Source organism: Streptococcus sp. VTCC 12905 (genome assembly GCF_049893385.1).
In the GTDB taxonomy this organism is placed as follows: Bacteria; Bacillota; Bacilli; order Lactobacillales; family Streptococcaceae; genus Streptococcus; species Streptococcus suis_AA.
This window is the reverse complement of the sequence record NZ_JBMVJC010000004.1, coordinates 32,259-54,014: the sequence shown is the minus strand read 5'-3', so window position 1 is coordinate 54,014 and position 21,756 is coordinate 32,259. Positions and strand designations below refer to the sequence as shown.

The 21,756-nt window shown below is 40.6% G+C and carries 18 protein-coding genes and 3 pseudogenes; 3 read left to right on the top strand and 18 right to left on the bottom strand.

The features are described 5' to 3' along the window. Window positions 1–50: 50 nt before the first annotated feature. From ACPC58_RS02650 to ACPC58_RS02640, 3 genes and pseudogenes are all read left to right on the top strand, one after another. Window positions 51–641, top strand: a pseudogene (locus tag ACPC58_RS02650) (B3/B4 domain-containing protein); the annotation flags it as partial. Between the two features lie 108 nt (window positions 642–749). Further along, window positions 750–1,208 (top strand): Fur family transcriptional regulator, encoded by a 459-nt coding sequence (gene perR, locus ACPC58_RS02645; protein WP_217374187.1) that lies wholly within the window; start codon window positions 750–752, stop codon window positions 1,206–1,208. Between the two features lie 211 nt (window positions 1,209–1,419). After that, complete coding sequence (locus ACPC58_RS02640; RefSeq protein WP_434065152.1) at window positions 1,420–3,291, top strand: heavy metal translocating P-type ATPase; 1,872 nt, start codon at window positions 1,420–1,422, stop codon at window positions 3,289–3,291. 347 nt (window positions 3,292–3,638) lie between these two features. Here the strand turns inward: ACPC58_RS02640 and ACPC58_RS02635 are convergent, their stop codons facing one another. The 18 genes and pseudogenes from ACPC58_RS02635 to ACPC58_RS02550 form a co-directional block, all read right to left on the bottom strand. Beyond that, entirely contained in the window at window positions 3,639–4,310 is a 672-nt protein-coding gene (locus ACPC58_RS02635; protein WP_130555502.1) for an amino acid ABC transporter permease, read from the bottom strand. A gap of 97 nt (window positions 4,311–4,407) precedes the next feature. Continuing rightward, entirely contained in the window at window positions 4,408–5,283 is an 876-nt protein-coding gene (locus ACPC58_RS02630) for a transporter substrate-binding domain-containing protein (protein ID WP_434065151.1), read from the bottom strand. 119 nt (window positions 5,284–5,402) lie between these two features. After that, window positions 5,403–6,860, bottom strand: coding sequence for an amidase (locus tag ACPC58_RS02625; RefSeq protein ID WP_434065150.1), 1,458 nt, complete (start codon window positions 6,858–6,860; stop codon window positions 5,403–5,405). A 75-nt stretch (window positions 6,861–6,935) separates the two neighbouring features. After that, complete coding sequence (dnaJ, locus tag ACPC58_RS02620; RefSeq protein ID WP_434065149.1) at window positions 6,936–8,072, bottom strand: molecular chaperone DnaJ; 1,137 nt, start codon at window positions 8,070–8,072, stop codon at window positions 6,936–6,938. Window positions 8,073–8,796: 724 nt separating this feature from the next. After that, window positions 8,797–10,620 carry a molecular chaperone DnaK gene (dnaK, locus tag ACPC58_RS02615; RefSeq protein ID WP_217374192.1) on the bottom strand — a complete coding sequence of 608 codons (1,824 nt, stop codon included), beginning with the start codon at window positions 10,618–10,620 and terminating at the stop codon, window positions 8,797–8,799. Between the two features lie 103 nt (window positions 10,621–10,723). After that, window positions 10,724–11,236 carry a nucleotide exchange factor GrpE gene (gene grpE / locus ACPC58_RS02610; protein WP_217375185.1) on the bottom strand — a complete coding sequence of 171 codons (513 nt, stop codon included), beginning with the start codon at window positions 11,234–11,236 and terminating at the stop codon, window positions 10,724–10,726. Window positions 11,237–11,517: 281 nt separating this feature from the next. Next, entirely contained in the window at window positions 11,518–12,561 is a 1,044-nt protein-coding gene (gene hrcA, locus ACPC58_RS02605; RefSeq protein ID WP_434065148.1) for a heat-inducible transcriptional repressor HrcA, read from the bottom strand. A 162-nt stretch (window positions 12,562–12,723) separates the two neighbouring features. After that, window positions 12,724–13,062: pseudogene (locus tag ACPC58_RS02600) on the bottom strand (DUF2812 domain-containing protein); the annotation flags it as partial. 26 nt (window positions 13,063–13,088) lie between these two features. Continuing rightward, a pseudogene (locus tag ACPC58_RS02595) lies at window positions 13,089–13,226 on the bottom strand (DUF2812 domain-containing protein); the annotation flags it as partial. After that, window positions 13,216–13,539, bottom strand: coding sequence for a PadR family transcriptional regulator (locus tag ACPC58_RS02590; RefSeq protein WP_274504245.1), 324 nt, complete (start codon window positions 13,537–13,539; stop codon window positions 13,216–13,218). The pseudogene ACPC58_RS02595 and the gene ACPC58_RS02590, both read right to left, overlap by 11 nt. 104 nt (window positions 13,540–13,643) lie before the next feature. Beyond that, on the bottom strand, window positions 13,644–14,339 hold the full coding sequence (locus ACPC58_RS02585; protein ID WP_217374195.1) for a histidine phosphatase family protein: 696 nt from the start codon (window positions 14,337–14,339) through the stop codon (window positions 13,644–13,646). Between the two features lie 70 nt (window positions 14,340–14,409). Further along, window positions 14,410–15,747, bottom strand: a complete 1,338-nt coding sequence (locus tag ACPC58_RS02580; protein WP_130554691.1) for a PFL family protein — start codon at window positions 15,745–15,747, stop codon at window positions 14,410–14,412. Window positions 15,748–15,763: 16 nt separating this feature from the next. After that, window positions 15,764–16,030: an ACT domain-containing protein gene (locus tag ACPC58_RS02575; RefSeq protein WP_024397024.1), complete on the bottom strand. Its 267-nt coding sequence runs from the start codon at window positions 16,028–16,030 to the stop codon at window positions 15,764–15,766. A 104-nt stretch (window positions 16,031–16,134) separates the two neighbouring features. Next, window positions 16,135–17,226, bottom strand: coding sequence for a type 2 isopentenyl-diphosphate Delta-isomerase (gene fni, locus ACPC58_RS02570; protein ID WP_434065147.1), 1,092 nt, complete (start codon window positions 17,224–17,226; stop codon window positions 16,135–16,137). Next, complete coding sequence (locus ACPC58_RS02565) at window positions 17,223–18,314, bottom strand: phosphomevalonate kinase (protein WP_434065146.1); 1,092 nt, start codon at window positions 18,312–18,314, stop codon at window positions 17,223–17,225. The genes fni and ACPC58_RS02565 overlap by 4 nt, the downstream gene beginning before the upstream one ends. Before the next feature lie 3 nt (window positions 18,315–18,317). Further along, window positions 18,318–19,340: a diphosphomevalonate decarboxylase gene (mvaD, locus tag ACPC58_RS02560; RefSeq protein ID WP_434065145.1), complete on the bottom strand. Its 1,023-nt coding sequence runs from the start codon at window positions 19,338–19,340 to the stop codon at window positions 18,318–18,320. Then, the gene (gene mvk, locus ACPC58_RS02555; RefSeq protein ID WP_434065144.1) at window positions 19,333–20,268 is read right to left on the bottom strand and encodes a mevalonate kinase; all 936 of its coding nucleotides are present in this window, start codon (window positions 20,266–20,268) and stop codon (window positions 19,333–19,335) included. The genes mvaD and mvk overlap by 8 nt, the downstream gene beginning before the upstream one ends. A 200-nt stretch (window positions 20,269–20,468) precedes the next feature. Then, on the bottom strand, window positions 20,469–21,737 hold the full coding sequence (locus tag ACPC58_RS02550; RefSeq protein WP_434065143.1) for an MATE family efflux transporter: 1,269 nt from the start codon (window positions 21,735–21,737) through the stop codon (window positions 20,469–20,471). Between the last annotated feature and the right edge of the window lie 19 nt (window positions 21,738–21,756).

Genomic DNA, 21,756 nt, shown 5'->3' with positions numbered 1-21,756 from the left:
CAACTGTCCTATCACAGATTAATACTCAATGAAAATCAAAATCAGATTAACTCCAAGAGAGTATTCCTATTGCGCAGTCTTATTTAACAGAAGAAGTTTTTAGCGACAATGCAGTAATTCAAACTTATCGAAAAGCCTATCAAGCATTTAAAACTAAGAAAGGGGCTCGTTCTAGTATTGAAGCACTGCTAAAACGACCTAGTGGCGGAACGCCTATCCGTAGTGTCAATCCCCTAGTAGTAGACATTTACAACGCAGCCAGCCTCCGATATGCCCTCCCCGTAGGAGCTGAAGACATGGACCGTTTTGTGGGAGATTTGCAGCTGACAATCACCGATGGCGGGGATGAATTTTATCTGATTGGAGACGACCGCAACCAACCAACACTTCCTGGTGAACTCTGTTATAAAGATGATGCGGGGGCCTTCTGCCGCTGTTTTAATTGGCGTGATGGGGAGCGCACTATGATTACCAATCAGACACAAAATGCCTTCTTGGTGATTGAACTACTCGATGACAGTAGAGAACAAGCATTTCGAGAAGCTCTGGACTTTATTCAACAAGCAGCTACTCTACACCTAGGTGCCTCTGTTGAACAACAAATCGTAACACTTCAGGAACCGCGCATTACAATAAATTAGGTTGCTCACTTCGTCCACAACCGAGTCCATCGTTGACACCTCTTGTAAAAAGGATTATAATGAAATTCACTTGATTAGAATTATCCTTAAAGAGGGGAGGAGGTACGAATGGAATTACACTCTCATCTTAATGCAGAACACCAGACCGCCTTTGAACATGTTATTCAACATCTGAAAGAAAAAAGAATTCGGATAACCGAAACCAGGAAAGCTGTTGTTGCCTATATCATTGAAAGCGACGATCATCCTAGTGCGGAGATGATTTATTTGGATCTTTTACCTAACTATCCGAATATGAGCTTAGCGACAGTATACAATAACCTCAAGGTTTTATTAGAAGAAGGTTTTGTTACTGAACTGAAACGTGCAAATGACACTACCACCTACTATGATTTCATGGGACACGAACACCTCAATGTTATTTGTGAAAAATGTGGAAAAATCACGGACTTTATGGATGTGGAAATTCCTAGCCTCAAGAAAGAAGCACATGAGCAAACTGGCTATAAAATAACTAAAGAAGTCTTATCTATTTATGGAATTTGTCCAGAATGCCAACAGCTTTAAAAAAAATAGTGAAGTGACCGAATCGCACTTCTCATTCAGACAAGCATTGTAATGATGTTTGTTTTTTGTTTTCACCAATCATCTTTGCCGAAAATCTTAGAATTATCAGAATTTCGTTATTTAGAATCATTATAATTAAGCTTGACAATTTAATTATAACCGGTATAATTAAATCATAAATAATAATTATTCTAATTAAGGAACTACGATTATGAAACTAATAACCCTTTTTAAAAACAATATACATATTCTAACGACCAGTCTTTGCCTACTCTTTATTTTGATTGGTGTCTTGTTACTTCAGATTGATCTAGAACCATTTGCTGCACCAGCATTCATTCTAGCTTTTCTAATCGGTGGGTATCAGTCCGCTAAAGATGGTCTTTCTGAACTTATTTTTGATAAACATTTATCAGTTGATGTTCTGATGATTTTAGCTGCTATTGGATCTGGTATTATTGGTTACTGGATGGAGGGAGCACTTCTCATCTTTATCTTCTCTCTTTCAAATACTTTGGAAGAATTGGCGATGGAAAAAAGTAGAAATGCCATCGCTTCACTGATGAACATGACACCACCCACAGCTCGTAAAATCGAAGAGAATGGGGACATTACAGTTTTAGAAACAGCAGATATTCACATTGGTGATTTCTTACAGGTTCGTAAAGGGGACACTGTTCCCTTGGACGGACGGTTGATGAGCAATCAATCTATTTTTGATGAGTCAATGATCACCGGTGAGCCTTTGCCTGCTGAAAAATTGATGGGCGCCACAGTTATCGGCGGAACCATTAACCAAGGTCCAACTGTCACCGTTCAAGTTACAGCTGAAAAAGGTGATGCTTTGTTTGACAAAATTGTTCAGATGGTTGAAAATGCACAGGAATCAAAGTCTAAAACGGCTACTTTCATTGAAAATATGGAAGATACCTATGTCAAAGTTGTACTTGTAGCAGTTCCCATTTTCATTCTCTTTGTACACTTTGCATTAGGATGGGACTGGTTGAATTCCTTCTATCGTGGTATGATTCTGTTAACCATTACATCCCCATGTGCACTGGTCGCTAGCTCTTCACCTGCGACACTTTCTGCCATAAGCCGTGCGGCGCGCAAGGGCATGATTATCAAAGGCGGTGATATTGCGGATAACATCGCAAATTTAGAAGCCATTGTTTTCGATAAAACAGGTACATTAACCATTGGGAAACCAGAAGTTGTCGGGGCAACCTATCTTGGCGATGAAAACCTAATCAATGAAATTGTTCAAGCAGTTGAAAAACAATCTAGCCATCCTATCGCTCAAGCTCTTCAGAACTATACCGTTGACAGCTCCTCTATTGTCCTCCAAAACCTTAAAGACCTAACTGGTAAAGGATTGGAAGCCGAGTACGAGGGAAATCGCTGGAAAATCGGTAAATATGGCTTTGTGGTAGAAACGCTGGTCAAACCACTTTCTACTGACTTGATTACACACATTGATCAAGCAGAAGGCACGGGTAAAACGTTGGTCTATGTCAGCCAAAACGATCAACTAATGGCTATCTTTTTCATTGAGGATCGTGTAAAACCAGAGACTAAAACCCTGATAAGTCAATTGAAGGACATGGGAGTAACGCCTATACTCCTAACTGGGGACCAAGAAAAGACAGCTCGATATGTAGCTAGTCAAGTCGGTATCGAACGCGTCATTGCCAATTGCCTACCAACCGATAAGGCCTCAATCATCCAAGAGTTGCAAAAAGAGTTTGCTTCCGTTGGTATGGTTGGAGATGGGATTAACGATGCCCCAGCTCTTGCTCAAGCTAATGTCAGCTACGCTATGGGAAGCGGTACAGATATTGCGATGGAATCAGCGGATATTGTTCTCATGGAAGACTTGACTCGGATTCCGTATTCTATCCGCCTATCTAAAAAAATGCGTGGAATTATCAAACAAAATATCATTTTTGCCCTCTCAGTCATCGCAGTTCTCATCATCTCTAACCTCTTCCAATCAATTAATCTCCCACTCGGAGTAGTTGGTCATGAAGGCTCCACAATTCTTGTGATTTTGAATGGACTGAGACTCCTGTATTTTAAATAGCATAGTTGAATAAATTAGCTTTCAAACAAGCAACTAAGGTGCAGGCCGAAAGTAACGATGCATCAAAGTTATACTCAATGAAAATCAAAAGTAGTCTAGCTTCAACTATCTGGGAAATAGTTGAAGGCTGGAAAATATAGAGAATTGTGTTCTCATCATTGAGCAGAAGACAGAGCTCTATTACTTTCTTGTTTCAAGGTAATAGGTTGAAAAGCTCCGCTGTAGCTTTTCACTCATTAAGGCTCTTGATAAAAGATAATTTTGATTTTCGAAGAGTATTCATTCAAATGTCTATAAAAAATCCCTAGTAAAACATGCGTATTACTAGGGATTTTTCATATTTTATATTAATAGGTTGCTAATCGTTTTTCTAAATGGACTTGTCCAACCGCATAAAGGGTACAAATAAGCCAGTAGATAAGAGCTACACATATATAGACTGTCATATAATCAGACTTGGCTCCTCCGACAATTTTTGCCTTATTGAAAATCTCCGGAACCGTAATCATAGCAGTTAGGGAAGTACTCTTCACCATGTCTAATAAAACATTACTTAGAGGTGGAAGAGCAATCCGAAAGGCTTGAGGAATGATGATTTTTCGGTAAATCACGTTTGTTCTCAAGCCAAGCGACTTTGCTGCCTCCCATTGTCCTTTATCTATTGCTGAAAGAGATGCACGAATAATTTCAGAAATATAGGCACTAGACATAGAGGTAAAGGCAATGATAGAGGCAGAAATTGCATCCAATTGTATTCCCATAAATGGGAGACCAAAGTAAATGAAGAAGAGAAGAACCATAAGTGGGATGCCACGCATGAGTGAGATATGCAGCATAGCTAACCAGCGTAATGGGGTAATCTTGGACATTCGTAACAATGCGACGAAAAAGCCACAAAAAGTTCCTAATGCAAATCCAATCAATGACAGGGAAAGTGTATAAGGTAAGCCTTCCAGAATCTGCGGGATTGCCTCCCATGCAATTTCTGCATTAAATACTGCCTGCCAATTGATATTCATCTTTTCCTCTCTTTTCTTAAAACCTTAAATTGAAACTTAACAATGATCAACATCGTCAAGATTATTGAAGGTTAGCTACTTTGATTTTCATTGAGAATTACTCTACATCGATAACTGGCAATTCATCCGCATTTTCAACTGGCACTGTCAAGTCTTGACCACCATAGTATTTCTCAGAGATAGCTTTTAAGGTCCCATCTGCTTTCATAGCCTCTATGGTTTCATCCAGTTTTTCTTTCAAACTATCATCGGATTTGCTCATCACAATTCCTTGTTCTGTTGGGTTGTATTGGGCATCTCCCATTTTTACTTTAATGTCCGGGAAGTTCGATTTCACCCATTGAATCGCCATAACCTGAGTGAAGTAGTCATTTGGAATAAAATCTGTACGACCTGTCGATACATCGCGGAGATACACATCATTTGTCACATTGTCATAAATAACTGGCTCTGCACCTTGTTTTTCAGCAATTTTCATATACTGAGTACCAGCTCCACCACCTGCTTTTTTACCAGCCCAGTCACTTAAGTCTGCAGCTTCAATACCAGAAGATCCATCTTCACGAACGATGTAGCCGCCAACTGAATACTTGTAAGGGATAGAGAAGTTGTACTTTTCCTTACGTGCTTCTAATATATCAAAGTTATTCACAGAAATATCAACCTTGCCACTATCTACAGCAGTGAATGCTTCTGCTACACCAATTTCTTGATATTCGATTTCAAGATCCAATCGCTTACCGATTTCGTTGATCATGTCAATTTCATAACCAACTAGTTCCTTATTATCATTATAGTATGACGTTGGGAACAAAGTACCTGGTGTTGCTACTTTCAATACACCAGCTTCTTGCACTTTTTCCCACTGCGTTTGTTCAGCAGAGGAACTATTTGTGCTCGAACTACTACTAGAGCATGCTGACAATGCTAGAGCAGAAACCAGAAGCGCTGAGGCTAAAACTTTTTTCAACATAAACAATCTCCTTTGGAGCCATTGCCCCTATAATCTTTTTAGGTGTTACCTCACCAACTTTTATAGGTTAACATTTAGAAATCGTTTTTGCAAATAATTGAACCAAAAAATGTATTCCCTTACATTTCCCAACACTTTGAGACCTCCAGAGTTTCAGCCACTTGAAGTAAGATATCTTCCCTTCCTTTTGCAGCTGTCAATTGAACACCGATTGGTAGACCATTTTTAGTGTGGTAGGTTGGTAAGCTGATTGATGGTTGACCTGTAATATTGGCTTGTTGGGTAAACGGTGTCCATGCTAAACTATCCTCGAACATGTCCCAAATTAACTGTTGTTGTTCCGACATTGATAATTCTTGCGAATGCAATAAGCGATTTACCATCTGATCTGTGGGAATAAATTGCTCTAAGGTTGGTGCAACATCTGCTACTGTTGGTGTCAACAATAGATCATAGGATTCATGAAAAGTTGCCATTTTTGCACTGTATTGGTCCCAATCTTGCAAGACTTTAGAGTAAAGTTTTGCTGGAATAGTTTGTCCACTTTGATAGATAGCCCATGTCATTGGTTCCATATCCTCCACCGTCATCGGTCGTCCGATAAATGCTTCAATATCGTCAAACATTTGGGCAGTCTCCACGCTATTCATGAGATAATAGGCTTTCATCACCTCAATGCCATCTAAAATTGGTGTTTTTAGCTCTTCCACCTCGTATCCAAGCGCCTCTAATTGTGGTAAAAGCTGGATAACAGCATTTTTTGCATCGTTTGAAACCAACGTTCCAATTGGAGATTGAAGGCTAAAAGCGATTTTAATCGGCTTTGTCATCGGACAAAACAGGGAATCTTTGACTAAAGGAGCAAGTGGAAAGGGAGCATCAACCTGATAGGTTTGTAAGTGAAAAAGAAGGCGCTTGGTATCTCTTATCGATCTGGTCAATGCAAAATTGCTGGAAGCACCCTGCCAACCACGATAGGAAGAAGGTCCTACAGGAACTCGTCCTCTACTAGGTTTGAGCCCAATCAAGGCATTAAATGAAGCAGGAATTCGAATGGATCCTCCTCCATCAGAAGCTGCCGCAATTGGGACCATTCCTGAAGCAACTGCTGCAGCTGCACCACCACTAGACCCTCCTGCATTTCGTGTCCTATCAAGTGGTAATCTTACAGGTCCATGAAGAGTTGAATCAGAAATATTTTTAAAACCAAATTCAGGTGTGTTTGTGCGCCCCAAGATAAGGAAACCCATATTTTTAAGGGCTTGTACAAAATAATCTGTTTGGCTAGCAATGCTAGCTTTAAACAATCGTGATCCAGATGTAGAAGGTTGACCACTTTCATTTTGCCCCAAATCCTTCAATAGGAGAGGAACACCCAAGAATGGTTTATCTTCATCACCATGACGATCAAGATTATCTGCTTCAGCTAAGGCAGTTTCATACTGTTTTGAGACAACAGCATTATAAAGAGGATTCAATTTCTCAATGGTTTGGATCACATCCTCAACTAATTCTCTTGAAGAAATTCGTTTTTCTCTAATTGCTTGGGACATGGCTGTCGCATCTTTAAATTCCATTTGTTACCTCACTTCTCCCTTTAAGGGTAACATGGATAGAAAAAATCAGCAAGTATTCCTTACTGATTTTTCCAATTATAAGTCGTCAAGCGCATCTTTTACTTTATCAAAGAAGCCTTTTTTCTGTGGTTTTACTTCAATATTCGAAGCTCTGGCGAATTCTTTTAGAGCGGCTTTTTGACGATCGTTTAATCCTGTCGGAGTCACAACATTGACGGTAACATACTGATCGCCCATCGCTCCACCACGAATGCTAGGCGCACCTTTTCCTTTTAGACGGAATGTTTTACCAGTCTGGGTACCTTCTGGAATAACCAAGTCAACATCACCGTGAACAGTTGGTACATGAACAGTGTCACCTAAAGCTGCCTGAACAAAGTTCAGATTCAATTTATAGTGAATCGTTGTTCCCTCACGCTCAAACTTGTCTGAGGCTTGAACCTGGATGACTACATAAAGATCTCCATAAGGACCTCCATTAAAACCAGCTTCCCCTTGACCTGCCAAACGAATACGTTGACCTGATTCAACACCCGCAGGAACTTTAACTGTTACTGTATGAGCTTGTTTTTCACGACCAGTACCATGACAAGTCGTACATGGGTCTTTGATTTGTTTCCCACGACCGTGACAGACATCACAAGTCATTTGGCGACGCATGGTTCCAAGAGGTGTTTGTGTATCCACATTAATGACACCAGAGCCATGACAGCGACCACAGGTTACTGGACTAGTTCCAGGTTTTGCACCAGAACCTGAACAAGTCTGGCAGGTTGCTTCACGATTGTAGGAAATTTCTCGTTCCACACCAAAAATCGCTTCTTCAAATTTCAAGTTGACTACATACTGCAAATCATCCCCTTGACGAGGTGCATTAGGATTACGGCTTGCACCGCCTCCACCAAAGAAGCTTGAGAAGATATCTTCAAAACCGCCGAAACCAGCTCCATCAAATCCACCAAAACCACCTGCTCCACCACCGAAGCCACCATTGGCTCCTGCAGGACCATATTGGTCATAGGCAGCCCGTTTTTGAGGGTCGCTCAAAGTTTCATAAGCCTCTTGAACTTCTTTATATTTATCCTCCGCACCCGGATCCTTATTAATGTCTGGATGGTATTTTTTTGAAAGCTTCCGATATGCTTTTTTTATCTCGTCCTGTGAGGCATCCTTAGAAACCCCCAGACGATCGTAAAATTCAGTATTGTTCATATAAGATACCATGCCCGTTAAAAGCAAAGTGAAAATAGGGAGTGAAAGTGTCCAGTGGACACTTTCAGCCCTGTCGTACAAAAACAATAAGCGACAGGTATTTCTCAAAAAGTCTATCCCAGACTTTTTGACTTTTCACACAGCTTTTAGGGCGAGTTCATTTCCTTTCGTTAAATAATAGACGAAACTCAGAAAGTAGCCCGTGTTCGATTACGAACACTTTCCTTTCTATCATGGTTTTGGAAAAGTGAAAACAGCAAACTGACGCAGTGTGTAAAACACACTAGGAAGTTTATCTTTTCACTAGTTTTTTAGCCTGTGTTCGAATTAACGAACTTATATTCCTTTCTTTGAAATATTGAAAGTAGCCCGTGTTCGATTACAAACACTTTCCTTCCTATGAAGATATTAAGCCGTTAAGCGACTCAAAGAAAAATAGGAAACTATCCGACGATGCCTCGCATCTAGGAAAAGTTTATCTTTTTCCACAGAGTCGTAGGCGTATTCAATTCTGTGAAAGTTAGAATGCTATTTACCCAAAAACAGAGGCTGGGTTGCAACCTCTGTGATTGGAAATTAATTTTATTGAAGAATGATTTCTATTCTCGAAAAGATAAGAACTGAGTTCGAGCTAAGAACTTCGGAAAAAAGATAACTTTCCTTGAATGCAAGCATTCAGCGTCAAGTTCCTATTTTTCTGTCGTTCTTTTAACGCTCTCACATCTTATTTTTCAGTGAATTCACCGTCAACAACGTCATCACCATTGTTGTTTGATGAATCAGCTGATTGAGCACCTTGTGCTGCTTGTTGAGCTGCAGCAGCTTGTTCGTACATTTTAACAGCAAGTGCTTGAGCTTTTTCGTTGAGGTTTTCAAGTTTAGCCTTCATGTCGTCCAAGTTGTTAGCTTCTTGGGCTGCTTTCAACTCATCAAGAGCTGCTTGGGCTTGGTCGCGTTCTGCATCAAAGCCTTTGCCTTCAGTTTCTTTAAGAGTTTTCTCAGTCGCAAAGATTGCTTGGTCAACATCGTTACGAAGATCCACTTCTTCCTTACGTTTCTTATCTGCTTCAGCGTTTGCTTCTGCATCTTTCATCATGCGGTCGATTTCTTCTTCTGTCAAACCTGAGTTAGACTGGATAACGATGGTTTGTTCTTTTTGTGTACCAAGGTCTTTAGCTTTTACAGAAACAATACCGTTCTTATCGATATCAAATGTTACTTCGATTTGTGGAATACCACGAGGTGCTGCAGGGATGTCAGTCAATTGGAAGCGACCAAGAGTCTTGTTGTCCGCTGCCATTGGGCGCTCACCTTGAAGCACGTGGATGTCAACGGCTGGCTGGTTGTCTGCAGCAGTTGAGAAGACTTGTGATTTAGAAGTTGGGATAGTTGTGTTACGCTCGATGAGTTTTGTAAATACACCACCCATTGTTTCAATACCAAGTGATAATGGTGTTACGTCAAGAAGGACAACGTCTTTCACATCACCAGTGATAACACCACCTTGGATTGCCGCACCCATAGCAACGACTTCGTCAGGGTTTACAGATTTGTTTGGCTCTTTACCTGTTTCAGCCTTAACAGCTTCTACAACAGCTGGGATACGAGTTGAACCACCGACAAGAATCACTTCGTCAATTTCTGACAAGCTAAGGCCTGCATCTGAAAGGGCTTGACGAACTGGAGTCTTTGTGCGTTCTACAAGATCGTAAGTCAATTCATCAAATTTCGCACGAGTCAATGTCATTTCCAAGTGAAGCGGACCAGCTGCACCTGCAGTGATGAACGGCAAGCTGATTTGAGTTGAAGTGACACCTGAAAGATCTTTCTTCGCTTTTTCAGCAGCATCTTTCAAACGTTGAAGAGCCATTTTGTCTGCTGACAAGTCGATGCCATTTTCTTTCTTGAATTCTGCAACCATGTGGTCGATAATCTTTTGGTCGAAATCATCACCACCAAGTTTGTTGTCACCTGCTGTAGCAAGTACATCAAAGACACCGTCACCAAGTTCAAGGATAGACACGTCGAAAGTACCACCGCCAAGGTCGAATACCAAAATTTTCTCGTCTTTGTCAGTCTTGTCCAACCCATAAGCAAGGGCTGCTGCAGTTGGCTCGTTGACGATACGTTCTACTTCCAGACCAGCGATTTTACCAGCATCTTTGGTTGCTTGACGTTGAGCATCGTTGAAGTAAGCAGGAACAGTGATAACAGCTTTAGTTACTTTTTCACCAAGATATTCTTCAGCGTAGCCTTTCAAGTATTGAAGAATCATAGCTGAGATTTCTTGTGGTGTGTATTCTTTACCGTTTGCTGAAACTTTTTCAGAAGTTCCCATTTTTGATTTGATAGAGATGATGGTATCTGGGTTGGTTACTGCTTGGCGTTTTGCCGCATCACCAACGATGATTTCACCATTTTTGAAAGACACAACAGACGGAGTTGTGCGGTTTCCTTCTGGGTTTGCGATGATTTTTGGTTCAGTTCCTTCAAGAACTGCAACTGCTGAGTTTGTTGTACCTAAGTCAATACCGATAATTTTAGACATATGATTTACCTCTTTTTAATTTACTTTCTTTTTAATTTACTTTCTTTTCAATTAGTTTAACGACATCTCGGTCAGGTTTCTTTTTTGAAAAATAGCAGAGCGACTATTCTGATACCACCACTATAGCCGGTCTCAACAGACGTTCATGCAACTTGTAGCCTTTTTGTAATACTTGTGCGATGCGTTCTGCTGGGCAGTCGTCTGTGGCTGGGACTGTTTGAATAGCCATATGAAGTTTTGGGTCAAAGACATCTGTAGCGACTTCTTCCACCCCTTCTTCTTTAAGGGCTTGAATCAAACTTTCCTGCACCATTTCCAAACCTTTTTTGACATCATCAGTCAATCCTTCGACTTGAAGGGCACGTTCCAAGTTATCCAAGCTTGGCAAGATTTTCTTAGCTAAATCTTGCGAACGGTAACGTTGAATGGTTTGGCGTTCCTCGTTGGCACGACGTTGGATATTTTGCATTTCTGCATGAACCCTCAGATATTTATTTTCAAAATCGTCTGCACGCTCATTTGCTAAGTCCAATTCTGATTTTTCAGGAGTTTCCACAACTTCTTCTGTTGTTTCAACCTCTTCTACGATTTCTTCATTTTTGATTTCTTCTGACAAGTTGTTTACCTCTTCATTTGCTAAGTCCAATTCTGATTTTTCAGGAGTTTCCACAACTTCTTCTGTTGTTTCAACCTCTTCTACTGTTTCAACCTCTTCTACGATTTCTTCATTTTTGATTTCTTCTGACAAGTTGTTCACCTCTTCATTTTCTATTATTACTTTGACAAATAATAAATTGAGTTCGGGCTAGAAACTCAGAAAAAAGATAGATTTCCTTGCGTCTGATGACACCGCGTCAATCTCCTATTTTTCAATCGTTTCCTTCACGCCGTCACATCTTAATTAACTTCATAATGATTACTACTCAAATATCTGTAGTAATCAGTTAATTTCATAAATAGGACGCGGCTGATGATGTTGATTATACTCATCTGTCTACGATAGTCCATGTCAATAGGACCAAGCAAACTCATCTGAGCCATACCCCGATAGGGGATAGGAAAGCGATGATGAATCATCGTTATGTCTGCAAGAGCTGGATCTCTGTGCTCGGCTATCACAATGCTGGACTGCTGATTCGGTGCCAATCCTTGTCGTAGTTCTGGCGCCAGAAGTTGTGGGCTATCCAATAATTGGTAGGTAGCAAGATTTCCATAAGTTAGCGAAGCAACTTTGCCACTAATAAAGACTGTTTCTTGAAATAAGTTGGAAAAAATGTAATCCATCAAATCTAAGACATTGTCCGTTGTAGTAAAGTATCGCTGTACCACTTGAGGTATTTCCGTCCGCAGTTTATAGTGAATAGACAGAACTGTCTGTCCAACAAATCGTTCATCAACTAGGCGTCTTAGTACTTCCAAATCCCTTGATAAAAAGTTCTTCGGAATCGCAAATTGGACAGTGACTGGCTTGCACTGATCTAGTGTCAAAACTGCCAAAGCATCGTGATTACTTAGCTGTACTATGTCAAAGGAAGTCAACTGTTGACTGGTCGGCTCCACATCTAAAATAACTGATGTGTATTCTGTCAAATCTGCTAAAACCTGACTGGCCCGCTCCAATATATCTTCTAGTTTAAAAGCTTCAAAATCGAAAGCCTTAACTATCTGATAGACATCTTCCTCGTCAATATACTCTAAATTCTCTAAATTCAGTGAATGATTTACAAAATATTGAAAACCAGCTCGACTCGGTATCCTTCCACTAGACGTGTGTGCTTTTTCCAAAAGGCCTAATTGCTCTAACTTAGCCATATCATTTCGAATCGTTGCTGAGCTAGAAGAAATCATCTCCTGCAAGGCCTTAGAACCAACTGGCTCATGATGGCGCGTAAACAATTCAACAATCAGATTCAAAATATCATTTTGACGTTGGGTAATCATCTTCGCTCCTTTCATGAGAATGATATGTTCATTTTTAGCACTCTCTTATAATGAGTGCTAAACTATATACTCCTATTATACGCTGAAAAAATGAATTGTCAAGAGAAAAAGACAAAAAATTAGCACTCTTTTGCTTAGAGTGCTAAAAATCAGTCTTAGGACCTAGTTACTCTTTACCATACGATAAAAACGGATACCTAGTAATAATAAAAGCGGAATATAAATGATAGAAATGCCTAAGACAAAACCTGGACGCGAACGCAAACTTGTTCCCAGTAGAATGCCGTACAGTCCCAAAGATAGCAAATAGCGTCTTTGGAAGATTGTTTTCACAAATACCAGCTTGCTTTCCCTATCACCGTATATCTCAAGATCTCCCTTTACAGCTGCCTTCCTAAAAATAACGAAGTTTTGGCATGATGTGACAAATTCCCAACCATAGTCCTCGTACATGCGTAGATAGGATTCTCTATCCTTGTTTTTACTTTCTTTAAAATCAACTTGGTAGGCGACATATCTTCTAGCTCACATTTTTCAAAATGATAAAAGAAGCTCCAACGAATTTTAGTTAGCCTCCACCCTTTCCGATGCATTTCAGTCAGATACTGCGCCTGCTGATTGAAATCCGTGATAAAAAATACTTTACATTCTATCTTAGTTTCCATAACTTTCCGACTTACTATTTCGATAAAGTCGTTCAATTCGAGCCAATTCTATGTCTAGAATTTCTCGACCTGTTGCTGTTATTTGGTAAAACTTTCGCTTGTCTTCTTCTCTGACAAAGGCAATCAAGCCATCCTTTTCCATTTTCGATAGGGTGCCGTACATGGTTCCGGGGCTAATAACGACTTGACCTGCCGTGACTTCCTTAGTCTTCTGTGTAATATCGTAACCATGTCGTTCCTGCTGTAAATGAAAGAGAATATAGAAGGCTGTCTCTGTCATGGGAACATAGACTCGTTTTAATTTGTCATTCATAAGACTCCTTTCGCATTGCTATATATCGCATCTCGATATATAAAGTATATCGCACCTCGATATACATATCAAAAAAAATCAGAGATGAAACTCTGATTCTTTCGTCATTTCCCTTGAGCTATTAATTCTGCTCCTCGTTGGCGATAGGACATGTCCCCAAATGATTCAATGGTGAATGAGCCATTCTCATACTTGAGAACTGTAATTGAGCCATTATCCAATGCAACATCTGCCCCCCTCTCTGGGTCGAGTAGATGAGCGAGTGTGGCTATCGTCATACCATGACTAACAACCAAGGCATTTCCTCCACCTTGCTTTTCCAAGTCTTGAGCAATAGATTCAAAACCTGTCAAAATACGATTGCTAAGCACTTCCCATGATTCAGACCAACCAGCTGTGTCTGCTTCTTGAATCCCTGTCGCTATTTCTGCAAATGACATTCCTTTCGCATCCACCGTTCCTTTCAAGCGAGGAAGAACTCCTTGAAATAGTTCTGCATCATACATACCCTCAAAACTACCAAAACACCATTCTCGAATGCGTTTATCCTGATAATATGGAATTTTCCCTAATTTTTCCAATTCCCGCAAAGCAATGGTCATCGTTTGAACTGTTCGTCCCAAGTCGCTTGACACAGCTAATTTGAAATCGACTCCGGTATCTTTCAGTCCAAGCCCTAACTCACGAATACCTTCTTCTCCCTTTTTGGTAAGAGGCGTATCACACCAACCTTGTACCCGACCAATTGTATTAAACATCGTTTTTCCATGACGGGAAATGTATAATCTTACGTCTGCCATAGTATTCTCCTTATCATTTCTTAATAGTATAACAAAAAAACCGACTGTTTGGGCAATCGGTCTACGTTTTTTAATTCTTAAAACTATGAATTGGCGCAGGAATCTGACCACCTCGGTTGATAAAATCAACAGAAGATGCTTGGTTAACTTTCATAACAGGAGCTGTTCCTAGAAGACCTCCAAATTCGATCAAATCACCTTCCTTGCCTAATGGGATAATACGGACTGCTGTTGTTTTTTGATTAATTACCCCAATGGCTGCCTCATCTGCAATCATTGCTGCAATGGTTTCAGCTGGAGTCGTTTCTGGAATAGCAATCATGTCCAAACCGACAGAACAAATCGCAGTCATAGCTTCTAATTTTTCAAGATTGAGCGATCCACTTTGTACCGCTGCAATCATCCCTTCATCTTCAGATACAGGAATGAATGCGCCTGATAAACCACCTACTTGGTTACAAGCCATAACGCCACCTTTTTTCACCGCGTCATTTAGCAAAGCTAGTGCAGCTGTTGTTCCATGTGTGCCAACGGTTTCCAATCCCATTTCCTCCAAGACACGCGCAACAGAGTCCCCGACAGCAGGTGTTGGAGCAAGTGAGAGGTCAACGATACCAAATTTGACACCCAAACGTTCGCTCGCCATATTGCCCACTAGCTGACCGATACGAGTTATTTTAAAGGCTGTTTTCTTCACTGTTTCAGCTACTACATCAAAGCTCTCCCCGCGGACTTTTTCCAGAGCACGCTTTACTACACCTGGCCCAGAAACACCCACATTAATAACGACATCTGCCTCACCAACACCATGGAAAGCGCCAGCCATAAACGGATTATCTTCAACCGCATTCGCAAAAACCACCAACTTAGCAGCACCCATCTCAGAAGCTTCGGCTGTTTCCTTGATGATTCTTCCCATATCTCTCACAGCAGTCATGTTAATACCGGACTTTGTCGAACCGATATTAACCGATGAACAAACCTTTGAAGTCTGTGCTAAGGCTTGTGGAATGGAATTGATCAGAATTTCATCACCTTTTTGATAGCCTTTTTGAACAAGGGCTGAAAAACCTCCGATAAAGTCAATTCCGATTTCATTAGCTGCCTTGTCCAAAGCATGAGCCAATGGGAGATAATCTGTCGCATCAGTCGCCGCACCAATTAAGGCAATCGGCGTTACAGACACACGTTTATTGACAATAGGAATCCCTAATTCTGCTGCTATTTCATCCCCAACCGAAACCAAATTCTTTGCCTTGGTCACAATTTTAGAATAAACTTTCTCAGCAGCTTTTTCAATGTCAGGATCAATACAATCTAAAAGAGAAATCCCCATAGTAATCGTCCGAATATCGAAGTGCTGTTCCTCGATCATGGCAATCGTTTCAGTTACCTGTCTAATATCCATATAAAAATTACTCTCCTTATAAATTGTGCATCGCATCAAAAATAGCTGCACTTTGAATATTGATTTTAACGTTTAAAGCCTCACCATAAGCTTCCAATTCTGCACGAAGCTTCGTAAAGTCCTTCTTTTCTTCGGCAGATACCAAGGCCATCATTGTGAAATACTGGTCTAAAACGGTTTGAGAAATATCATCAATATTCAGTCCTAATTCTGCAACTTTTCCTGCTACACCAGCTACAATACCCGATTTGTCTTTACCAACAACTGTAATAATTGCTTTCATTTGTTTACCTCGATATAATTTTTTATTATTCTACCACAAATCTGATAAAAACGAAAGAAATGTTTAAAAAAAGGACAGAATATCCGTCCTTTACTAACATTCATCTATTTTTTAGAACGTTGACCGTACAACTGCCAGTCAATACCACGCGCTTGACACCAATATTGTACAGATGCAGGCAAGATAAGATCTGTCTTCCTCAACGATGCAATATCTTTTGCACCTAGGAGAGTCATAATATCACGAATTTCACCGTTCATAACCGACAAATCATAAAAAGCCTTCTCCATTTGGTCCATTTTACCATCTTTTACATATTGTAAGATACGGTTAGATAATCCGACTAAATCAGCTCCCAAGGCAAGTGATTTCACAATATCAAATGGATTTTTTATTCCTCCAGACGCTATAATCGCTGGACGCTGTTCGATTGGAAGACTAGCTGCTTCTATCAACGATTCAACCGTAGACTGACCCCATCCTTCCAAATATGTAAACTCTTGAAAAATGCGGCGCGCATTCTCAATCTTAGCAAAGTTTGTCCCACCTGTACCAGAGATGTCAACTGTTTCCACTCCGACTGACTTCAATTGCGCTATGGTTTCACGACTCATACCGAAACCAACTTCTTTAACAATAACAGGAACCTCTAAGCCTCTTACAAGCGACTCAATATTCTTCAACCACATTGAAAAATCGCGATCACCTTCTGGCATAATTATCTCTTGAGGAGCATTGATATGAATTTGAATAGCATTAGCTTCTAAGAGATCAATTGCGCGTTTAGCACTTTCAACATCATGGTGAGCACCTAAATTTGCAAAGATAATACCATGTGGGTTTTCACGACGCAAGACCGAAAATGTCTTTGCTACACTTGGATCCTTGATCGCTTCACTCACTGACCCAGAAGCAATTGCGATTTTACTGACATGTCCAATAATTCCCAGCAATTGATTGATTTGACCTGTTTTTTCACTCCCGCCTGTCATAGCATTAATAAAAAATGGTCTGTCAAACTCTAAGCCTGCTACCTGTGTCTTTATTGAAACATCCTCAATCGCCATTTCAGGTAATGAATGGTGAACAAATCGTGTTTGGGCAAAATCCGCTGCAGATTCATCATTATATTGCAAATCAGCTAATGCAACATGCTGATCTTTACGGTTTAATCCTTCAATTCGTTGATAGATCATATTCTCTCCTTATTTCTTTCTGCAATCGTTAAGGGAAGTGGAAAAATTCCTGCCTGCTCCCAAATAATTTGGATAGCTTCTTTTTGCTCTTGGCTGTCAACTAAACAAATACCACAGTCGCCACCTCCCGCTCCTGATGACTTTGCTACGGCACCATTTGCTTCTGCACTATCACAAAGTTCCGTCAACAAAGGAGTTTCAATGGTCAGACTCATATCTTCCGAAAATTTTCGCAATAAATAGCGATTGCGAGTAACGGCCTGTTTTATACAAGGTATATCTCTATTTTGGCAAGCCCATATCAACTGCTCTACACATACTTTGGAATCATTCAAAAACTGGGAATATATTTCTTCCTTAGACTGCTGCGTTTTTTTGCTCTTCATATGTGATACTAGGTGCGTTGTCGATGCAGCAGATCCTGTCCAACCAACTAGTAATTCCAATGGTGCAGGCAACCCAATCTGCTTAATCTGCAAATCTTTCCAATCACTTGCAAGAAGATTACTCAAACCTTGCACAGACATCTGCTCCGACAACCAGGATTTATCAAGAGAATAGTATGCGACAAGCCCGCGAAAACTAGACGCCGCCAAATCTCCATGCGAGCCCGTCATATTCAATCTTGCCTGAGTCAACACAGACAATTTGAAAACCAATAAAGGATCCAATTCGTAACCATAATAGAGCAGTATAGCTTCAACAGTAGCAACCGTTACAGCACCTGATGAACCTAGACCATATTTAGTCCCAGAATCTTGGTCATCCAATTCTGATTGAATCGTTACACTGTAGTAGCCTTGACATGGTATCCCTTGTTCACGCAGAAATTCTTCTGATACTTGTAAAGCTGTCAAGACAATCTGATAAGGATTTTCTTCCGAAACAAGAATCTGTTCATTTGTGCGATACCATGTTAAAAACATATCAGACTGCTGGGTAGAGTGAATCATTCCACTTTCAGCCGACTCAATACTAACCGTTAAATAACGGTCAACTGCTGCTATCACTGCTGGGTTTCCTGACTCCACCACCGCATATTCTCCAGCCAAAAACAATTTACCTGGAACCTTGGTCACTACCTTCATGTTCTAAACTCTTTTCAAATTTTTTTGTGATGCGTGCCACTCTTCCTCGCTTAAAATATAGGCAGCAGGACCTGGCTTACTGGTAATTATTTTTTCTCTTGGAAAAATCTGAGATAGTTTATTGACAAATTCATCCATCTCACTTTCACGGCAGAGAACTTTAACATTTGGTCCAGCATCCATCGTCATATATGCTGACAAACCAGTCTTTTCACGAACCTGACGAACAGCCTCTTGAGCAAGCAAACTATCTGGCGTCCAATAGGTAAAAGGGGGATTCGCGGAAAGGGTTGTTGCATGCATTTTCATACCATTGTGTTCTGTAATTTGACCAAGTCTCTCAAAATCACGATTAGCAATGGAATCTTTGATATCTGCCAAATCTGATTGGGCGGTCTCCACCCAAGCGGAATAGAAAGGCGAAGTAGCTACTGTATGGTCCATTCCTTCTCGACTTGCAATTTTTTTAGGTCCGGTATTTACAGCTAAGACAATCATGGCAATGTCCCAGTCAGCATCATCAATTGGCCGAGCCATGGAATCTTCAGATCCAGTACCCATATCCCACTCGACAAAGCCACCAAATAGGCTACGTGTGCTTGACCCAGACCCTCTCCGTGCAAAGGTTGAAAGCTGAGCTGGTGACAAATCGAGATGTAAAGCAGTTGCCGTTGCAAGTGCTAGAGCCGCAAAGGCCGATGCAGAACTTGCCAAACCAGCAGCAGTTGGAACAAAATTTAGACTTTCAACTCGAGCAAAATTCCCTTCACCTATATATTCGCGAAATAAATCCAAAAATCGAGAAATTTTTAAAATTTCTTTTTCATTTTGTACATTTCCATTGAGATAAAATTCGTCACCTGTCAATTCTGAGTCAAAAACAACTTTTGTATCCGTATAAAAAGCATCAAGTGTCAAGGACAAACTGGAGTTCATAGGTAAAAATAGCTCCTTATCTCGTTTCCCCCAGTATTTAATCAAAGCGATATTTGTATGGGCGCGGGCAATTCCTATTTTTTTAGTCATTGATTTCTCCTAAATATTGTATCCATGTCTGGCGAGCACCAGCTTGTTTTAATGTTTGAGCTATTTTTTGAGCATCTTCTGCATTTTTTGCCAATGCAATCATGCAACCTCCTCGACCACCACCAGTTAATTTAGCTCCAAGTGCTCCGGACTCTTGAGAAATGCGTACTAGCTGATCAAGACTGGGATCAGATACACCTAATTCTTGCAGAAGGACATGAGCTTGATTCATTTTACTTCCTAGAAGCTCAGCTTGGTCAGTGGCTAAGTCTTCTTTAGCCTGTTTCGCTAAGCTTCCGAGTTCCTCAACAAACTTCATCGCCTCTGGCTTTTTCTCCAACAAATCCGCGACATCTGAAATAGCTTCTAAGGTATTTCCTGTCACACCAGTATCTGCCACTACTAGATAGGCACTGAGTTTGAGTTCTAGTGGCTCCATAGGCTGATTTTTAATAAAAAAGACAGGTGACTTACCACTTGTGGTTGCTGCGTCTATTCCCGACGGATTCCCATGAGCTATTTTTTCCGAGGATTGAACTATTTCCCACAACTCCTTATCGGTCAATATTTTTTCATAATGCGCAAATAGAGCCCGTGCTACAGCAACTGCCACCGCTGCACTTGAACCCATTCCTCTTTCAGCAGGAATAGTCGAGCTAATTTTAATGTGAATGGCCGGATCTGTTGGCGCTCCGATACGATGTAGTGAAAATCGTATAGCATGTTTGAGGCTTTCCCATATTTTAGGCATCTTATGGACAAGGCCCTTATAAAAATCACAGTCGACACTCAGAGCCTCTCCCTGAGCTGTCACTTTGGCAATAATTTCTACAGCAGAAAAAGGCATCGCAATCGCCGGCTGTCCATAAACCACTGAATGCTCGCCCATCAATATAATTTTCCCAGATGCTTTTCCTATTGCCGACATTTTATTCTCCTTATACAATCAGTTCTATTATACCATTTTTACAAAAGAATTGAAGACACGAAAACAGCCGACCATCGCCGACTGCTTTCTAGGAGATTATATGAAAAAGAATTTGTTTGCTATTTCTAGCTTGAAGACAGTATAGCTCTCATAACTTAAACAAAACTAAAAGATTTCTTATAAAAACCTTAAAGAGTAAATCATCCTGTGGAGTATCTGAATCGAACATATAAAAAACTTGCTCGAAAGGCATTATCTGCTATCGTTGCAAGCCAAATACTAGGCAAGCCTAATTGAAAATTTTTTATTAGAAAATATGCTAGACCTATTCGAACCACCCACATGCCTATACCAGTCGCATAAAAAGGTAGTCGAGCATTGCCCATACCCTGCCAAAGTCCTGTAAAGACAAGAGTTGCTGCTGTAAAAGGTACCCCAAGGACAGAATAGAGCAAGACCGTCTGACTAGCTTGTGCCACTTGAACATCCATCGTGAAAAGACTAATTAGTAAAGGTCCTGCTAAGTAACTAATGCCTCCTATTACGAACATAAAAATCAGCGAGAGTCCAAGACCAATTCGATAAATCCGTTGAACAGCTAACGAATCTTGCCTACTCTTTGCAGTCATAATAAGCGTTGCTACTGAGATTCCTAAGGTGGGCATATAGTTAAATTGAGTAATGGTTTCCCCAATCGCATTTCCAGCAACAACAGCCGTTCCCAAACCAGTAATCATTCCTACAATGACTACATCACCTGCTCTCATCATCAACCGTTCGCCAATAGCAGGTAGGGCAAGCCTAACTAACTCTTTATCAACAGACCAAGTACTTGGTTTAATAGAGATCAAGAGGCGTGACCAAAGTAGACCGCACCCGACTATTCTTGACAATATCGTTCCAAAAGCAACTCCGGCCACCCCTGTATGGAGTACAAAAACTGCAATGGCCGAAAATACGGCATTTAGGAGATTTGAAAATAAACTAATATACATTGGATAACGAGGTTGACCAAGAGTTCTCAGGATTCCACCCAAACAGGTCATAAGTCCCAGTAACAAAATACTACCCCCGACCAAGATCAAATAGAGACCACCAAGTTGAGCTACCTCACGTTCTGCCCCCAAGCTAGTCAGCAATGTTGGACCTAGTATAACCGCTAAAATACCCAGAAATACGCCTACATAAACAGTCAACTTGACACTATCGGTGACAATGGCAGTAATCTGCATTCCTTTCTCTTTTCCTAAAACATGGGCCAATTGGGATGAAACGGCTGCAGCTAACGCAATAAAAACCGCCTGATAGACGGCTAATAGATTATTCGCAATCGATACGCCAGATAAAGCTACGATTCCAAGACTGGCGACCAAATAGGAATCCACAATCCCCATCAACATTTGAAGAAGGTTTTCTCCCATTGCAGGAAAGGCAATTGATATTAGTTCTTTGCAAATCTTTTTGTTCATATTCTCCAATTCATTTTTT

Coding starts and splice junctions, on each gene's coding strand:
- perR (WP_217374187.1), top strand. CDS start 750: ATGGAATTACACTCTCATCTTAATGCAGAACACCAGACCGCCTTTGAA.
- ACPC58_RS02640 (WP_434065152.1), top strand. CDS start 1,420: ATGAAACTAATAACCCTTTTTAAAAACAATATACATATTCTAACGACC.
- ACPC58_RS02635 (WP_130555502.1), bottom strand. CDS start 4,310: ATGAATATCAATTGGCAGGCAGTATTTAATGCAGAAATTGCATGGGAG.
- ACPC58_RS02630 (WP_434065151.1), bottom strand. CDS start 5,283: ATGTTGAAAAAAGTTTTAGCCTCAGCGCTTCTGGTTTCTGCTCTAGCA.
- ACPC58_RS02625 (WP_434065150.1), bottom strand. CDS start 6,860: ATGGAATTTAAAGATGCGACAGCCATGTCCCAAGCAATTAGAGAAAAA.
- dnaJ (WP_434065149.1), bottom strand. CDS start 8,072: ATGAACAATACTGAATTTTACGATCGTCTGGGGGTTTCTAAGGATGCC.
- dnaK (WP_217374192.1), bottom strand. CDS start 10,620: ATGTCTAAAATTATCGGTATTGACTTAGGTACAACAAACTCAGCAGTT.
- hrcA (WP_434065148.1), bottom strand. CDS start 12,561: ATGATTACCCAACGTCAAAATGATATTTTGAATCTGATTGTTGAATTG.
- ACPC58_RS02590 (WP_274504245.1), bottom strand. CDS start 13,539: ATGAATGACAAATTAAAACGAGTCTATGTTCCCATGACAGAGACAGCC.
- ACPC58_RS02585 (WP_217374195.1), bottom strand. CDS start 14,339: ATGGCAGACGTAAGATTATACATTTCCCGTCATGGAAAAACGATGTTT.
- ACPC58_RS02580 (WP_130554691.1), bottom strand. CDS start 15,747: ATGGATATTAGACAGGTAACTGAAACGATTGCCATGATCGAGGAACAG.
- ACPC58_RS02575 (WP_024397024.1), bottom strand. CDS start 16,030: ATGAAAGCAATTATTACAGTTGTTGGTAAAGACAAATCGGGTATTGTA.
- fni (WP_434065147.1), bottom strand. CDS start 17,226: ATGATCTATCAACGAATTGAAGGATTAAACCGTAAAGATCAGCATGTT.
- ACPC58_RS02565 (WP_434065146.1), bottom strand. CDS start 18,314: ATGAAGGTAGTGACCAAGGTTCCAGGTAAATTGTTTTTGGCTGGAGAA.
- mvaD (WP_434065145.1), bottom strand. CDS start 19,340: ATGACTAAAAAAATAGGAATTGCCCGCGCCCATACAAATATCGCTTTG.
- mvk (WP_434065144.1), bottom strand. CDS start 20,268: ATGTCGGCAATAGGAAAAGCATCTGGGAAAATTATATTGATGGGCGAG.
- ACPC58_RS02550 (WP_434065143.1), bottom strand. CDS start 21,737: ATGAACAAAAAGATTTGCAAAGAACTAATATCAATTGCCTTTCCTGCA.